Origin of the sequence: Streptomyces lushanensis (genome assembly GCF_001700515.1) — a bacterium.
Lineage (GTDB): Bacteria > Actinomycetota > Actinomycetes > Streptomycetales > Streptomycetaceae > Streptomyces > Streptomyces lushanensis.
Genome location: NZ_MAUD01000030.1, coordinates 1 through 15,457, shown reverse-complemented (window position 1 = coordinate 15,457; position 15,457 = coordinate 1). Strand labels below are relative to the sequence as shown.

The 15,457-nt window shown below is 70.7% G+C and carries 14 protein-coding genes; 6 read left to right on the top strand and 8 right to left on the bottom strand.

Going from position 1 to position 15,457, the window contains the following annotated elements:
• Positions 1-146: 146 nt before the first annotated feature.
• On the top strand, positions 147-740 hold the full coding sequence (locus BFF77_RS02610; RefSeq protein ID WP_066943356.1) for an ALF repeat-containing protein: 594 nt from the start codon (positions 147-149) through the stop codon (positions 738-740).
• A gap of 191 nt (positions 741-931) precedes the next feature.
• Here BFF77_RS02610 and BFF77_RS02605 read toward each other — a convergent pair whose 3' ends face one another.
• Positions 932-1,828 carry an alpha/beta hydrolase gene (locus BFF77_RS02605; protein ID WP_079124775.1) on the bottom strand — a complete coding sequence of 299 codons (897 nt, stop codon included), beginning with the start codon at positions 1,826-1,828 and terminating at the stop codon, positions 932-934.
• Positions 1,829-2,040: 212 nt separating this feature from the next.
• Here BFF77_RS02605 and BFF77_RS02600 point away from each other — a divergent pair, with 212 nt between their 5' ends.
• Positions 2,041-2,634, top strand: coding sequence for a DinB family protein (locus tag BFF77_RS02600; protein ID WP_066943354.1), 594 nt, complete (start codon positions 2,041-2,043; stop codon positions 2,632-2,634).
• Positions 2,635-2,993: 359 nt separating this feature from the next.
• Entirely contained in the window at positions 2,994-3,845 is an 852-nt protein-coding gene (locus BFF77_RS02595; protein WP_066943352.1) for a fumarylacetoacetate hydrolase family protein, read from the top strand.
• A gap of 52 nt (positions 3,846-3,897) precedes the next feature.
• Here BFF77_RS02595 and BFF77_RS02590 read toward each other — a convergent pair whose 3' ends face one another.
• The 6 genes from BFF77_RS02590 to BFF77_RS02565 all read right to left on the bottom strand — a co-directional run bounded on the left by BFF77_RS02590 (position 3,898) and on the right by BFF77_RS02565 (position 11,218).
• A complete protein-coding gene (locus BFF77_RS02590) occupies positions 3,898-6,153 on the bottom strand; it encodes a xanthine dehydrogenase family protein molybdopterin-binding subunit (protein WP_245703129.1) in 2,256 nt (751 codons plus the stop codon).
• Positions 6,140-7,207 carry an FAD binding domain-containing protein gene (locus tag BFF77_RS02585; protein ID WP_066943350.1) on the bottom strand — a complete coding sequence of 356 codons (1,068 nt, stop codon included), beginning with the start codon at positions 7,205-7,207 and terminating at the stop codon, positions 6,140-6,142. The genes BFF77_RS02590 and BFF77_RS02585 overlap by 14 nt, the downstream gene beginning before the upstream one ends.
• Positions 7,204-7,863: a 2Fe-2S iron-sulfur cluster-binding protein gene (locus tag BFF77_RS02580; RefSeq protein WP_066943348.1), complete on the bottom strand. Its 660-nt coding sequence runs from the start codon at positions 7,861-7,863 to the stop codon at positions 7,204-7,206. Before BFF77_RS02580 ends, BFF77_RS02585 begins: the two co-directional genes overlap by 4 nt.
• Positions 7,864-7,989: 126 nt before the next feature.
• On the bottom strand, positions 7,990-8,502 hold the full coding sequence (locus tag BFF77_RS36500) for a hypothetical protein (RefSeq protein ID WP_245703127.1): 513 nt from the start codon (positions 8,500-8,502) through the stop codon (positions 7,990-7,992).
• A 30-nt stretch (positions 8,503-8,532) separates the two neighbouring features.
• Positions 8,533-9,183 (bottom strand): hypothetical protein, encoded by a 651-nt coding sequence (locus BFF77_RS02570; RefSeq protein WP_066943346.1) that lies wholly within the window; start codon positions 9,181-9,183, stop codon positions 8,533-8,535.
• A 199-nt stretch (positions 9,184-9,382) separates the two neighbouring features.
• Positions 9,383-11,218: a phosphoenolpyruvate carboxykinase (GTP) gene (locus BFF77_RS02565; protein ID WP_066943344.1), complete on the bottom strand. Its 1,836-nt coding sequence runs from the start codon at positions 11,216-11,218 to the stop codon at positions 9,383-9,385.
• 324 nt (positions 11,219-11,542) lie between these two features.
• On the opposite strand from BFF77_RS02565, the gene trhA reads away from it, so the two are divergent.
• The 3 genes from trhA to BFF77_RS02550 all read left to right on the top strand — a co-directional run bounded on the left by trhA (position 11,543) and on the right by BFF77_RS02550 (position 14,569).
• Positions 11,543-12,178 (top strand): PAQR family membrane homeostasis protein TrhA, encoded by a 636-nt coding sequence (gene trhA / locus BFF77_RS02560; protein WP_066943342.1) that lies wholly within the window; start codon positions 11,543-11,545, stop codon positions 12,176-12,178.
• 169 nt (positions 12,179-12,347) lie between these two features.
• Complete coding sequence (locus tag BFF77_RS02555; protein WP_079124772.1) at positions 12,348-13,931, top strand: MFS transporter; 1,584 nt, start codon at positions 12,348-12,350, stop codon at positions 13,929-13,931.
• A 5-nt stretch (positions 13,932-13,936) separates the two neighbouring features.
• Positions 13,937-14,569: a TetR/AcrR family transcriptional regulator gene (locus tag BFF77_RS02550; protein WP_066943340.1), complete on the top strand. Its 633-nt coding sequence runs from the start codon at positions 13,937-13,939 to the stop codon at positions 14,567-14,569.
• Between the two features lie 90 nt (positions 14,570-14,659).
• On the opposite strand, the gene BFF77_RS02545 is transcribed toward BFF77_RS02550, so the two are convergent.
• Positions 14,660-15,457, bottom strand: a 798-nt coding sequence (locus BFF77_RS02545) for an aldehyde dehydrogenase family protein (protein ID WP_141698337.1), incomplete at its 5' end; no start/stop codon positions are given.

The following is a 15,457-nucleotide window of genomic DNA, read 5'->3' as shown; positions in this document are numbered from 1 at the left end:
CCGCGTCCGGCCCGCGGCCCTTCGGTGGCACCGGTACGCCAATGGCAACGACAGTCGTCGAAGACTGCTTATGACCGGCAGTGACATCGGCGGCCCGCGTGGCGAGGATCTTCGTATCAACAGCTCGACAAGGGAGGCACACACCCATGAGACCGTCCCGCGCTGCCCTGCTCGTCGCGATCACCGCCCTGACCCCGGCGCTCCTCTTCACCGCCCCGGCGATCGCCTCGGGCCCGACGGCCACGTCGACGACCGTGACGGTCACGTCCGACATACCGGTGGACGAGATGTCGGAGGACGACCTCCGTATCGCGATCCTGCGGATCCTGGCGGACGAGGACAGCGGCAGGGGTGTCGTCCGGGAGGCCAACAAGGCCCTCAACGGCACCGTGGAGCAGATGCGCACCTTCCTGAAGACCGGCTACCGCCTCGCCCAGGCAGAGGACGACAGCGTCGCCATCGCCCGCATCCTGTTCCTGGCGACCAAGAACGGCGATAAAGCGGTCATCCGGGAAGCCAACAAGGCCCTCGACGACCACAGCCCGGAAGCCCTGCGCGCCTTCCTCGAAACGGGCTACCGCCTCGCCCAGGCAGAGGACGACCGGGTCGCCGTCGCCCGCATCCTCGCCGACCCGACCATCAGCGACGCACTCCGCGCGGCTGCCGAGGCGGTCATCGACGGTACGCCGGAGGAGCTGCGGTACTTCCTGGAGGTCGGGCAGTACGAGGTGAACGGCTAGCTCCTGTCCGGGCGAAGGTCCGCTGCTGAGGTTTGGTTGTTGTCTGCGGCTTCGGACCGAGGGGTGGGCGGGCTGGACCGGTAGGTCCCGAGCCACGTGGGAGCCGCCCCGGCCACCCCCTCGGTCCTGACCCGCGCCCTCCCCCGACGGCACCGAACCCTGAGGCCGCCGCCGGGGGCGGGCCCGGAGCGTCAGCTCACCGCTTCGATCGCCGACCTGATGACCTCGGCGACGGCGGCCGGGTGGGAGATCAGCGTCAGGTGCGAACCGCCCTTGAACGTGGTGATCTTCGAGCCCGCCCGGCGCGCCATCATCAGCTCGGACTCGGGCGTGATGATCTGGTCGCCGGTGCTGATGAAGTACCACGACGGGATCGTCTTCCACGCCGCGTATCTGGACGGTGTGTCGAACGCGGCCATCGAGGCGGCGCGCTGTGTGGCCCAGAGGCTGGTGGCCTGCTGGACCGGTAGGTCCTGGGCGAACTTCCTGACGAAGATGTCCTGTTTCAGGTACAGGTTCGTCGTGCCCTCCGGGGCGTTCGCGTACGGGACGCTGTCGAACAGCGTCTCGGGCGGCGCGTCGAGTGCCGACGTCGAGCCGCTCAGCGCCCCCGTGGTCTCGCCCACCGCCGGCGCGGCGGCGTCCACGTAGACGAGCGCCTTGACGTTGTCGGTCCGGGCGGCGGCGTTCGTGATGACCGAGCCGCCGTACGAGTGGCCGACCAGCACGACCGGGCCGGGGATGCTCTTGAGGAAGTCGGCCACCGTCTCCGCGTCGGTGGTCAGGCCCTCCAGCGGGTTGCCGATCGCGCGCGCGGTGTATCCCTCGCCCCGGAGGATCTTCACCTCGCCGTTCCAGCTCGATGTGTCGGCCCAGGCGCCGTGGATCATCACGACCGTCGGCCTGGCCTCGGTGCCGCCGCCCGAGGCGACGGCGGGACGGGCACTCGCGGTGGGAACGGCGGCGGCGAACGCCGTGGCGGTGAGGACGACCGCGAGCGTGTACCCGCGACGCGGACGTGTCCCCGGACCTGTCCGAGGGCGTGTCCCCGAACGTATCCGCGGGCCAGGAGTGGACGGCACGGCCATCTGCTCTCTCCTTCGAACGGCGGACGGGCTGCCCTCAGCGTCACCGCCCCGAGTCCGCGGGTCGCGCGTTCAGAAGCAGACGAGTGAAACGGAACCGCCACCCGGGTGATGTTCTCCGCGTACCCGTGACGGTGGGCCGCCGTCGGACACGTCGCCCGCTCCGGGAACCGGCCCGGCACCGGCTGTCAGTGCCGGGTGGGAGACTGCCCGGCATGATCGAGTCGAAAGCGAAAGAGGACCTTCTCCACTACCTGCAAGCCGCCCGCGACGCACTGCTGTGGAAGCTCGACGGGCTCTCGGAGTACGACATCCGCCGCCCGCGGACACCGACCGGCACGAATCTGCTGGGGCTGGTCAAGCACGTCACCGGCGTCGAGCTGGGGTACTTCGGCGACACGTTCGGGCGCCGGTTCTTCGACGAGCCGCCGTCCTGGTACGCGGAGGGCACCGAACCGGGCGCGGACATGTGGGCCACGGCGGACGAGTCCCGCGAACAGATCGTCGGACTGTACCGGCAGGCGTGGAAGCACTCGGACACCACGATCGCCACGCTGCCGCTCGACGCGATCGGTCACGTCCCGTGGTGGCCGGAGGTGCGGAGAGAGACGACACTGCACCATGTCCTGGTACGCGTGATCGCCGACACCCACCGCCACGCCGGGCACGCCGACATCGTCCGGGAACTCCTCGACGGAGCCGTCGGGATGTCGGAGGGCAACGACAACATGCCGCCGGGCGACCGGTCCTGGTGGGAGGACCACCGAGACCGACTGGAGCGCGCGGCCCAGAAAGCCGATCAGGGCTGACCCCACCATGAGGGCGCCGCGATCGGTTCCCAGGACAGTTAGTTCCTCGCGGCATCCCGGATCCGACGGTGACTTCGCCGGCCTCACCCGCGAGGACGGGCTCGTCATCGGTTTCCAGCGGGTCGATGACCATCGGGCTCCGCGCGGGCCCGGCCGAACCGTGCCGCGACAGGTGTCTCCAGCGGCGCGAGGCCGGTGCGGTCGGGCGGGCAGGCGTGCGCGGCCGACCGCGGGCTCGGGGAGTCCGGAGTCCGGCTGCGTTGCCGAGTTGCCGGTGGTGGGGGCCCGTGCCGTAATGGGTAGCGGCCCGTCTCCGACCGGCAGTTGCCGGTCGGCCGCCCTGCTGGGAAAGGTGAGCGATGAAACTCGCGACGTTCGACACCGGCAGCGGCCAGCATGTCGGTTTCGTCGATGGTGACGAGATCGTGGATCTGACGGCGGCCGACCCGTCGGTGGCGACGATGATCGAGCTGCTGGAGCGCGACCCGAGGAAGATGTGGGCCTCCTCCGGCTCGGCCAAGAGGCTGCCGCTGTCGGGGGTGAAGCTGTGCGCGCCGGTGCCCAGACCGCCCAAGTTTCTCGCCATCGGCTACAACTACGCCGCCCACCTCGAAGAGACCCACATGGAGCGGCCGACCCGCCAGGCCTGGTTCAACAAACAGCAGACCTGTGTCATCGGGCCCGGCGAACCGATCTGGATCCCGGCGATCGCCCCGGACGAGGTCGACTACGAGGGCGAACTCGCTCTGGTGATCGGCAAGCGGTGCAAGAACGTACCGGACGAGAAGCGCGCGGTGCTGGACGTGATCGCCGGGTTCACCATCGTCGACGACGTCAGTGTGCGCGACTGGCAGACGCTTGAGCCGGGCATGGTGGTCAGCAAATCCTTCGACACCCATGGCGCGATCGGTCCGTGGATCGTCACCCCGGACGAGATCGGCGACCCGCTCGATCTGCGGTTGCGTACGTACGTCAGCGGCGACCTGCGCCAGGACGGACATACGGCGGACATGCTGTTCAACCTGTACGAGCAGGTCGCCTACCTCTCCAGTGCGTTCACCCTGGAGGTCGGAGACGTGCTGGCCACCGGCACCCCGAGCGGCATCGCCTGGCACCGGCCCGGCAAGTATCTCAAGGCGGGCGACACCGTGCGCATCGAGATCGACAAGATCGGAACCCTGGAGAACCCGGTCATCGACGAACCCCGCTGACCGCCCCGGCGCCGCGTGTCACTCCTGCGCGTGTCAGTCACTCCTGCGCGTGTCACTCCTGCGGCGGCAGGCCCGGCAGGAGCTTTTCGAGCGTGATGGGGAAGTCGCGTACGCGTACGCCCGTGGCGTTGAACACCGCGTTGCCGACCGCCGCGCCGGCTCCGCAGATGCCCAGCTCGCCCAGGCCCTTGACGCCGAGAGGATTGGCCTTCTCGTCGAAGCCTTCGAGGATGACGGCGTCGATCTCCGGGACGTCGGCGTGGACGGGCACCAGGTACTGGGCGAGATCGCGGTTGACGAGGGCGCCCGACCGTACGTCCACGGCCACCGCCTCCTCCAGGGCCATGCCCAGCCCCCAGATCATGCCGCCGAGGAGCTGCGAGCGTGCCGTCTTGGCGTTGAGGACACGGCCCGCCGAGAACACGCCCAGCATCCGCCGCAGCCGGATCTCGCCGGTGTCGGCGTCGACGCCGACCTCGGCGAAGTGCGCCCCGTAGGTGTTGATCGAGTAGGCCGCGTAATTCGGCTCCTCCGCCATGGGGCGCGTCCCGCCCTCCGCCGCCAGGCCCTCGCCGCCGGGACGGACAAGCCCGACGATCTCACCGAGCGGTACGGACACACCGCCGGCCCGCACGCCGCCGTCCGCCAGGACCGCCGTCGCGGGATCGCGGCCGTACAGCGGTGAGCGCGTGTCGCCGCACGCCGCTGCCAGCAGCTCATCGCGCAGGGCCGCGCACGCGCGATGGACCGCGGTGCTCGAATTGCCCGCGCCCCAGGAGGCACCGGAGCCGCCGCTGACCGGGAACTCGGAACGCCCGAGCTCGACCCGTACCCGTTCGGGCGGCAGTCCCAGTCCGTCGGCGGCGACCTGGGTCAGCGTCGTGTACGTACCGGTGCCCATGTCTGTCATGTCCGACTGGACGACGGCGGTACCGTCCGCCTCCAGCCGGACCCGTACCCTGGTCGCCCACTGCGGGTGGGGGCGGATCGCGGCGGCCACGCCGTATCCGATCAGCCGGCGTCCCTCACGGAGGGTCGCGGGTTTCATCGGGCGGCGCTTCCAGCCGAACCGGCGTTCCCCCTCGCGCAGGCAGTCGACCAGATGACGGTCGCTGAACGGCACACCGCGTTCGGGATCCAGCTCCGGTTCGTTGCGGATCCGCAGCTCGACCGGATCCATCGACAGCTCATGGGCCAGTTCGTCCATCGCCGCCTCGACCGCCATCAGTCCCGGCGCGTGGCCGGGCGCGCGGACGTCCTCTCCGCGCGGCAGGTCGAGCGCGGTCAGCCGGTGGCTCGTCGCGCGGTGGGGCGCGGCATAGAGGCTGCGCGTCGTGACGCCGGTCTGCTCGGCGTACTCCACGTCGGGATTGGTGGACATGGTGACGTCATGGGCGATCGCGACCAGCCGGCCGTCCCGCCCGGAGCCGAGGCGGACGCGCTGGTGCGAGGTGGGACGCATACCGACGAGCGGGAAGGTCTGCTGCCTGGTCAGCGCGATCTTGACCGGCCGGTCGAGCACACGGGCGGCGATGGCCGCGAGGATCGTCTCGTAGTGGACGCGCAGCTTGGAGCCGAATCCGCCGCCGATGTAGGGGCTGACGACATGGATCCGCCGTTCGTCCATCCGGAGCGTGCCGGCGATGGAGGTACGGGCCATATCCACGATCTGGATGCCGGTGTGGACGATCAGGTCCTCGCCGCGCGGCACGGCGAGACACGCGTGCGGTTCCATGGGCTGGGCCGAGCAGAACGGCGTCGTGTAGTGCTGGTCGATCGTGACATCGGCGGCGTCGAATCCGGCGTCGAAGTCGCCCACCGCGGTGTCGGCGGCGAGGCCGATCTTCATCTTCTTCGGAGTACGGGCGTGATCCAGGCGGGCGGCGAAGTCGTACCGTCCCGGCCCGACGGCGTATGTGACATCGATGAGCCCGGCCGCCGCCCGTGCCTGTTCGAAGGTCGTCGCCACGGCGAGCGCGACCGGCTCGCCGTGGAAGTGGATCTCCGGGTTGGCGAGTGCCGTGAAGGCGCGCGGAAACTCCAGGAAGGTGGACTCGTCACGAGTGCCCTGCGGCGGCGCGTTGTGATGGGTCATCACCAGGCGTACACCGGGGAGGCGTTCGGCGCGTGCGGTGTCGATCCGGGTGATACGGCCCCTGCCGATGGTCGCGCCGAGGATGAAGCCGTAGAGCGGCGGGCCGGCTTCCCACTGCTCGTACGCGTAGGTGGCCCGGCCGGTGACCTTGAGCGGGCCGTCGACGCGGTTGAGCGGCTGCCCGATCAGTGGGGATTCCTCAGCGCGTGCCATGGTCGCCCTCGTCCCGGCCGGATCGCCCGCCCCGCCGCTGAGCATCCCCGGCCGCCTCGGCGGCCTCGGCCAGCGTGCGGCACAGCGTCCGCCTGGCCAGCTCGATCTTGAAGTCGTTGCCGCCCCGCCCCACGGCGTCCGCCAGCGCGGCCTCGGCGGCGGCGCGGTACGTCGTCATCGTGGCGGGCCGGTCCCTCAGCGAGTCCTCCGCCGCGAACGACCGCCAGGGCTTGTGCGCCACACCGCCGAACACCACCCGGGCGTCGGCGATCGTTCCCGGCCCCCCGCCGGTCGAAGTTCCCTCGTCCGTCGAGACGACCGCCGCCACGGAGACCACCGCGAACTCGTAGGAGGCCCGGTCGCGTACCTTCCGGTAGAGCTGTCCGCCCGGCGGTGGCGGCGGCAGGACGACGGCTGTGATCATCTCGTCGGGCCGCAGCACGGTCTCGATGTGCGGGGTGTCGCCCGGCAGCCGGTAGAAGTCACCGACGGCGACCGTACGTACGGACCTGTCGGCGCCGAGCAGTTCGATCCGCGCCTCCAGCGCCGTCATCGCGACGGCCATGTCCGAGGGATGCGTCGCGATGCAGGAGTCGCTCGCCCCGAGGATCGCGTGCGTCCGGTTGACGCCGCCGATCGCGTCACAACCGGAGCCGGGAGCACGCTTGTTGCAGCCCGCGCCCGTGTCGTAGAAGTACGGGCAGCGCGTGCGCTGGAGCAGATTGCCGCCGACGGACGCCATGTTGCGCAACTGGCCGGAGGCGCCGGCGACGAGCGCCTCGGCGAGGACCGGATAGCCGGTGCGTACGCGCGCGTCGGCGGCCACCTGGGAGTTCACCGCCTGCGCGCCGATCCGCAGTCCGCCGTCCGGCGGGTCCTCGATGGCCGCCAGAGGCAGCCGGCTGATGTCGACCAGATGGTCCGGCCGTTCGATCTCCAGCTTCATCAGATCGAGCAGATTGGTGCCACCGCTGATGAACTTCGCGCCGGGACGGGAGACGGCCGCCACCGCGGCCCGCGCGTCCGTCGCCCGCTCATAGGTGAAGGGCCTCACCGGGGGCCTCCTCTCGCGGTGTGACCTGCCCCGCGAGCCGCGCCGTCCCCGTGGGCCGCGACGTCACGGATGGCCGCGGCGATGTTCGGATAGGCGGCGCACCGGCAGATGTTGCCGCTCATCCGCTCGCGGAGTTCCTCGTCGGTCAGCTCGATGCGCGTGGAGGAGACATCGGCGGTGGCATGACTGGGCCAGCCCGCCTCGACCTCGGCGAGCATGCCTGCCGCCGAACAGATCTGGCCCGGGGTGCAGTAGCCGCACTGGAAACCGTCGCGCTCGACGAAGGCCGCCTGGAGCGGACCGAGATCGCCCGGCCGCCCCATGCCCTCGATCGTCACGATCTCGTCGTCCTGACGCATCACGGCGAGCGTCAGACAGGAGTTGACGCGCCGGCCGTTGACCAGCACCGTGCAGGCACCGCACTGCCCGTGGTCACAGCCCTTCTTGGTGCCGCTGAGCCGCAGATGCTCACGCAGCGCGTCGAGCAGCGAGGTGCGCGGATCGAGGTCGAGCCGTCGCGCCTGGCCGTTGACGTTCAAGGTGACGTTCACGGTGATCGCGGAGAGCTGGGCCGCGGCGGGCTGTGCTGCGACGGGCTGGGTCGCGGCGGGCTGCACGGCCCCGTCCCGGGTCCGGTCCGCGTCCGGCTCGCTCATCGCGGCCTCCTTCCCGCCCCCGCCCGGCTTCCCCGGAGAGCGTTCAGAAAGACGAACGGCGCGCCTTGTCCACCGTAACCCGGTCACAGCGGACACGAAACTCGCGCGCCCGCCGGGCGCCGGTCGTCACTGTTCCACCGTGAGTGCCCAGGTGACCGCGGAAGGCGCGGTGATCCGGACCGTGCCTTCGGCCGGGGTCCGTTTCAGATCGATCTCGTTGGAGGTGCCGCGTACCTCCTGGGCCACGCAGTCGAGGGAGAAGCTCAGACCGACCGGCTCGACGGAGACCGAGAGTGTGCCCGTTCCCCGGCAGTTGACCTGCGCACCCAGCAGGCCGTCACCGATCTTCCTCGCGAGCGGCAGAGCGGCGTTGCCCCGGCGGGACTTCGCGGTGAGCAGGATCTCACCGCCCCGCAACGGCGGCGGAGCCTCGGAGACGCTCCCGGCGCCTGCCGCGCCGGCGCCGGTGGGCGGCGGTGTCGCGGGCATGGTCACCGGGGACGAGGACGGTGGGGAGCCGTCGTCGCCGCTCCCGGTGCAGCCGCCCGCGCCGAGCAGGGCGAGGACCGACAGCGCGGTCGCCGTGAACGGCGTGCGCCGCCCCTGCCGCCCGCGTGGCTGTACGAAGTCGAGGTTCACGGGCGGGAGTCTGTCACGGACGGGGGTCCGTCACGGCCCGGTGTCCGGCACGGGCGGGCCGTCGTGGTCGGAGGCCAGAGGTGGCCGCGCCGCGGAGCGGGCGCGCCGGGAGGAGGTGCGCAGATTGCTCAGGCCGTTGTCGTCCAGGGCGTTCCTGGCGGCCTTTCTGAACTTCGGCAGATTCTCCGTCATGGGCTGGACCGTCTGCTCGAACGAGATGAGCAGGGCGATCGTCTCCTGCGGCAGCTTTCCGGCCGGATTCCTCGCGTGGTCCTCCCTGATCCGCCCGAGGTCCGCGCAGAGCGAGGAGATCACGTCTACCGACTGGGCGAGCTCCTCCGCCAGCGTCGACACATGCTCGGGGCCCGCCAGGGCGACATCGACCCAGACCGCCTTCACACTGGACGCCCGGTCGCGGCACTCGCGTACATAGGTGCTCGTGAAGTCGCTCAGGGCGTGCGGCCCCGGTTTCCGCTGGCCGATCGCCGTCTGCAGCTCCTCCATCGCGGAAATGAACGCCCGGTAGAACCCATGGCGGGGTTCGCGGCGCTGCCGGTGGTGTTCCAGGTGCGCCGCGATACGGGCCGACTCCAGTTGGGTACGGCCGGCGGCGAACGCGGCTCCTATGGTGGCGAACGTACCCGCCAGCGCGCCGCAGACCGCGGCTAACCCTGCGTCCATGACTGTTCAGTCTGACCGCTGACGTCGTCGAACGCGAGACTGTCTCAAGGTCTTTTGTTCAAAAGCACTCTGTCCGACGTCGACGCGGCCGGGCCGGTCCCGAGGGTGAGGACCGGCCCGGCCGTGGTGCGTGGAGCGGCACGGCCGGCGCGGCCGGTGACGCCGTTGTCGGCCAGCACCGTCGCCGGCCGACGCGGTGTCAGCCGAGGCGCTCCACCAGCGCGTGGTACTCCTCCCACAGCTCCTTCGGCGCGTGGTCCCCGAAGGTGCTGAGGTGTCCGGGTACGAGTGCCGCCTCCTCGCGCCAGACCTCCTTGTCGACCGAGAGCAGGAAGTCCAGCTCGGCCCCGGAGAGCGCCAGGCCGTCCGTGTCCAGGGCCTCCTTGGTCGGCAGGACACCGATCGGCGTCTCGACGCCCTCGGCCCTGCCCTCCAGCCGCTCCACGATCCACTTCAGTACGCGGCTGTTCTCGCCGAAGCCCGGCCAGACGAACCTGCCGGACCCGTCCTTGCGGAACCAGTTCACGTAGTAGATCTTCGGGAGCTTCGACTCCTCGCCCCGGGCCGCCGCGTCGGCGCCGACCTTGACCCAGTGGCCCATGTAGTCGCCCATGTTGTAGCCGCAGAACGGCAGCATGGCGAACGGGTCCCGGCGCAGTTCACCGACCTTGCCCTCGGCGGCCGCCGTTTTCTCGGAGGCGACGTTGGCTCCGAGGAAGACACCGTGCTGCCAGTCGAAGGATTCGGTGACCAGCGGTACGGCGGAGGCACGACGGCCGCCGAAGAGTATGGCCGAGATCGGGACGCCCCGGGGGTCCTCCCACTCGGGCGCGATGATCGGGCACTGCCCGGCCGGCACGGTGAAGCGGGCGTTGGGATGCGCGGCGGGCGTACCGGACTCCGGTGTCCAGTCGTCGCCCTTCCAGTCGGTGAGGTGCGCGGGCGCCTCCTCCGTCATGCCCTCCCACCAGACGTCGCCGTCGTCGGTGAGCGCCACATTGGTGAAGACCGAGTTGCCCCACAGGGTCTTCATCGCGTTGGCGTTGGTGTGCTCGCCCGTGCCCGGCGCGACGCCGAAGAAGCCCGCCTCCGGGTTGATCGCGTAGAGCCGGCCGTCCTCGCCGAACCGCATCCAGGCGATGTCGTCGCCGATCGTCTCCACGGTCCAGCCGGAGACGGTCGGTTCGAGCATGGCGAGGTTGGTCTTGCCGCACGCGGACGGGAAGGCCGCGGCGACGTACTTCGAAGCTCCCTGCGGAGGGGTGAGCTTGAGGATCAGCATGTGCTCGGCGAGCCAGCCCTCGTCACGCGCCATGACGGACGCGATACGCAGCGCGTAGCACTTCTTGCCGAGCAGCGCGTTCCCGCCGTAGCCGGAGCCGTACGACCAGATCTCGCGGGACTCCGGGAAGTGCGAGATGTACTTGGTCGTGTTGCAGGGCCAGGGCACGTCGGCCTCGCCCTCGGCCAGCGGCGCGCCCAGTGTGTGGACGGCCCTGACGAAGAAGCCGTCGGCGCCCAGTTCGTCCAGGACCGCCTGTCCCATCCGGGTCATGGTGCGCATGGAGGCCGCGACATACGCGGAGTCGGTGATCTCGACACCGATCGCGGAGAGCGGCGAGCCCAGCGGGCCCATGCAGAACGGCACCACGTACATCGTCCTGCCGCGCATCGCACCGCGGAAGACGCCCTGGTCGCCGGTGAAGATCTCCCGCATCTCCGCGGGCGCCTTCCAGTGGTTCGTCGGCCCCGCGTCCTCCTCCTTCTCGGAGCAGATGAACGTACGGTCCTCGACGCGTGCCACGTCGGACGGGTCCGAGGCCGCGTAGTACGAGTTGGGCCGCTTGACCGGGTCGAGCTTCACAAAGGTGCCCTTGGCGACGAGCTCCCCGCACAGGCGCTCGTACTCGCTCTCGGAACCGTCGCACCAGACCACCCTGTCCGGCTGCGTGATTGCTGCGATCTCGTCGACCCAGGAGATCAGCTCCTGGTGTGGGGTGGGGGCGGTTGGGGGAGCCGCGATATCGCGCGCCACGATTGCTCCTTGATGAGGGTTTTGAGGTTGGTGCCCCTTGGGGGCCGCGACCCGGATGCTTCGTAGCCGCTCATCCGGTGCCGTCCGCACTCATATGATCATCCGCCGCGGCTGCCCATCTGTCCAGAGGACCGCCCACGTGAGCATCGCCACTCATAGGACATGACCAAGAGGTTATTTGTGCTCGAACGCTACCTACGCCCCCGTAGGTAGCATGAACTCATGACTCCTGCCTCGCCCGAGCCCCTCACCAACCCCCCGTCACAGGAAGGGGAAAGAACCGCGGACCGAGGCGGCCCGGACGCCGTGCCCGAGCTGTTGAGCATGGTCAAACCGAGGCTGCGCGGCTGGCTGCACGCCGGAATGTTTCCCGCCGTACTGGTCGCGGGAGTCGTACTCATCGTCACCACGGAGTCACTGCGCGCGAGGGTCGCGTGCGGGATCTACGTACTGACCGCCTGCCTGCTCTTCGGTGTCAGCGCGATATACCACCGGGGCACCTGGGGGCCGCGCGGCGAGGCCGTACTGCGCAGACTCGACCACGCCAACATCTTTCTGATCATCGCGGGCACCTACACACCGCTGACCATGCTGCTGCTGCCCGACACGACGGGCCGGCCGCTGCTGTGGGCGGTCTGGGCCGCCGCGGCGGCGGGCATCGCCTTCCGGGTGTTCTGGGTCGGGGCGCCGCGCTGGCTCTACACCCCGTGCTACATCGCGATGGGCTGGGCCGCGGTCTTCTACCTGCCGGACTTCCTGCGCACCGGCGGGATCGCGGTGCTCGTCCTGGTGATCGTCGGCGGACTGCTCTACAGCGCGGGCGGTGTGATCTACGGGCTCAAGCGCCCCAATCCGTCACCGCGCTGGTTCGGCTTCCACGAGGTGTTCCACTCCTTCACGCTGGCCGCGTTCGTCGTGCACTTCGTCGGCATCTCCCTGGTGGCCTACCAGCACTCCTGAGCCCAGCCCGGGCCGCCGCCGACCACCACCCGCCATCGTCGGTCACCGCGTGCCGCCGGTCCTCCCTGGCGCGCCCGGCCGCACCCGTCACATCACCCCATAGCGCTTGACGCAATCTCTCTTTTGAGAGTTACTGTCACTTGACATTAACTCTCAAAGGAGGGCTGCCATGGGCCGCCGTTGGTGGGCGCTCGGCGCCCTCGTCGCGAGCATGCTCGTGCTCGGATTCGATCTGACGATCCTCAATGTGGCGCTGCCGACGATGGCGGAGGAGCTCGGCGCCACCACCGGTCAGCAGCAGTGGATGGCCGACGCCTATGTCGTCGTCTTCGCCGCGCTGATGCTGCCCGCCGGACTGCTCGGCGACCGGTTCGGCCGCCGCCGGATGCTCATCACCGGTCTCACTCTCTTCCTGGCCGGCTCGCTCATGGGCGCGCTGGTCGGCAGCGTCGAGCTGGTCATCGCCGCCCGCGCCGCGATGGGCGTCGGCGGCGCGCTGGTGATGCCGCTCGCCCTCTCCGTACTGCCCACGCTCTTCGGCGATCCCAAGGACCGCACCAAGGCCGTCGGCGTCATCTCCGCCGCCTCCGCGCTGGGCATCCCGCTCGGCCCGATCATCGGCGGCTGGCTGCTCGAACACTTCTGGTGGGGCTCGATCTTCGTGGTCAACATCCCGATGGCCGCGCTCGGGATCACCGCCTGTGTCCTTCTGCTGCCCGAGACCCGCGACCCGTCCTCGCCCCGGGTCGACGCCGTCTCCGCCGCGCTCACCGCGCTCGGGCTGGGCGGGCTGGTCTACGGAATCATCGAGGCGCCCGCCCGCGGCTGGGGCAGCCCGCTCGTCGTCGCCGCACTGGCCGCCGGGGCCGTCTTGCTCACCGCGCTCGTCCTGCGTGAACGCCGGCAGGCCAGGCCCATGCTCGATCTCGTCCTGCTGCGCCACCGCGGCTTTCTCCTCAACACCGCGGCCGCGACGCTCGTGATGTTCGTGATGTCGGGGCTGCTGTTCCTGCTGCCCGTCCATCTCCAGGCCGTACTGGGCCACAGCGCGCTCGGCACCGGGGTACGGATGCTGCCGATGATGGGCGGACTGATGGTCGCCGCCAAGGGCAGCGGTCCGCTGCTGCGGCGGTTCGGGCCGCGCGCGGTGATCGGCGCGGGTCTGGTCGTGCTCGCCTTCGCGGCGCTGCTCGGCAGCCGTACCACCGTGGACAGCGGTTACGGATTCACCGCGCTGTGGCTGTCGGTGGCCGGTGTGGGCTTCGGCTTCGCGGTCGTGCCCGCGATGGACGGAGCGATCGCCGCCCTGCCGGCCGACCGGGCGGGCAGCGGCTCCGGGCTGCTGATGACCGTACGGCAGATGGGCAGCGCGGTCGGGATCGCCCTGCTGGGCTCGCTGCTGGCCGCCGCGTACGCGTCCCGGCTGGACACCTCGGGGCTGCCCGCTGCCGCCGCCGGCACGGCCGGGGACTCCGTGGTCGCCGCGCATGTCGTCGCCGAACGGCTCGGCGTTCCCGGGCTCGCGGCCTCGGCGGACGCCGCGTACATCCACGGTATGAACCTCGCGCTGCTGGTCTGCGGTGTCGCGGCGCTGGTCTCCGCGCTGCTGGTGGTGACGCTCCTGCCGGAACCCGGGCGGGAGAAGGGCCGGAGTGCGCGGGACAAGGGACGCGGGGCGAAGGGGCCGAAGGCCGCCGGGGGGACGACAGATGACGCGGGCGTGGCCCCGGCGCCCGCCGATGCCGGACAATAGGAGCCATGGCCGCCACTTCTCACCCCCCTCTCGCTCCCCTCCCCGAACACCAGCCTCCGATGGGCCTGCGCGAGCGCAAGAAGCTCAAGACCAGAAGCGCGATCCGCCGGGCCACCTACGGGCTGATCGCCGAGCAGGGGTACGAGGCGACGACCATCGAGCAGATCGCGGAGGCGGCCGAGGTCTCCCCCTCGACCGTCTTCCGCTACTTCCCGACCAAGGAGGACATCGTCCTCACCGACGACTACGACCCGGTCATGGCGGCCGTGCTGCGTTCCCGGCCGGTCGACGAACCTCCGCTGGAGTCACTCCGGTTCGTCCTGGACCAGGCGACGCGCTCCATGATGACCACCGACCACGACGAGGTGATCCAGCGCACCAGGCTGATGGTCGACGTCCCGGCCGTCCGGGCCAGGATGACCGAGAGCATGTCGTCGACGGCCACGCTGCTCACCGATGTGCTGGTGGAACGCACCGGCAGGGACGCGGACGACTTCGAGGTGCGGATCTTCGTCGCCGCCGTGCTGGGCGTCCTGCGCGAGACCAGCCTCTACTGGGGGGAGCACGGCAGCCAGGACGATCTGCCCGCCCTGATCCACCGCGCGCTGGACAGCCTGGCGGCCGGTCTACGGCTCTGACGACGGGCGTGACGGGCCGGGCCGGACGCCGGCCCGGACACCGGCCGGTGTCCGGAGACCGGTGGCCCGTCCTCGGCCGGGAGTCGGCCGCTACCGTAGGCGCGCGGTGATCGTCTTCGGGCGCTGGTACTCGTGCAGGGCCAGCGTGCTGAGGTCCGTGCCGTGGCCCGAGGCGCCTCGGCCGCCGTGCGGAAGCTCCGCCGTCTGGACGAGATGGCAGTTGAGCCACGCCTCGCCCGCGTTCAGCCGTCCGGCCAGGTCCAGGCCCGTCGCCAGATCACGCGTCCAGACACTCGCGGCGAGCGCCTGCGGCACCCCGTTCGCCAGGGCGAGCGCGTCCTCCACCGTGTCCGCCGCCTGGACGGTGAGCAGCGGCCCGAAGACCTCCTCCACCACCGCGGGATCGTCGTCGGGCAGCTCGGCGAGCACCCGCGCGGGCCGCCAGTAGCCGCCCTCCTCGCCTTGCGCCAGGGCCGGTTCACCGGTCGCGGTCACCTTCGCGGCGGAGGCGCCGACGATACGGTCGTAACGCGCCGCCTGGTCCGCGTTGTTGAGCGGGCCGAAGTCCCGGCCCGCGCGGCGCTCCCGCATCGCGTCGGAGAGCAGGGCGACGGCGGACTCGTAGTTCTCGCGGAGCGTGATCACCCGCGCGGGCACGGCGCAGCTCTGGCCGGCGTTGTACGTGGTCGCCGCGGCCAGTTCCGTCCAGGTGTCCTCGGGCGCGTCGGGCAGGACGACGACCGGGCTGTTGCCGCCCAGTTCCAGGCTGACGCGCCGGATGCCCGCCCGCGCCGTCACATCGGCCCCGGCGAGCGCGCTCCCGGTGAAGGCCACCATGTCCACCGCGGACGCCACCAGCAGCCGCCCGGTCTCCCGGTCGCCGGGCAC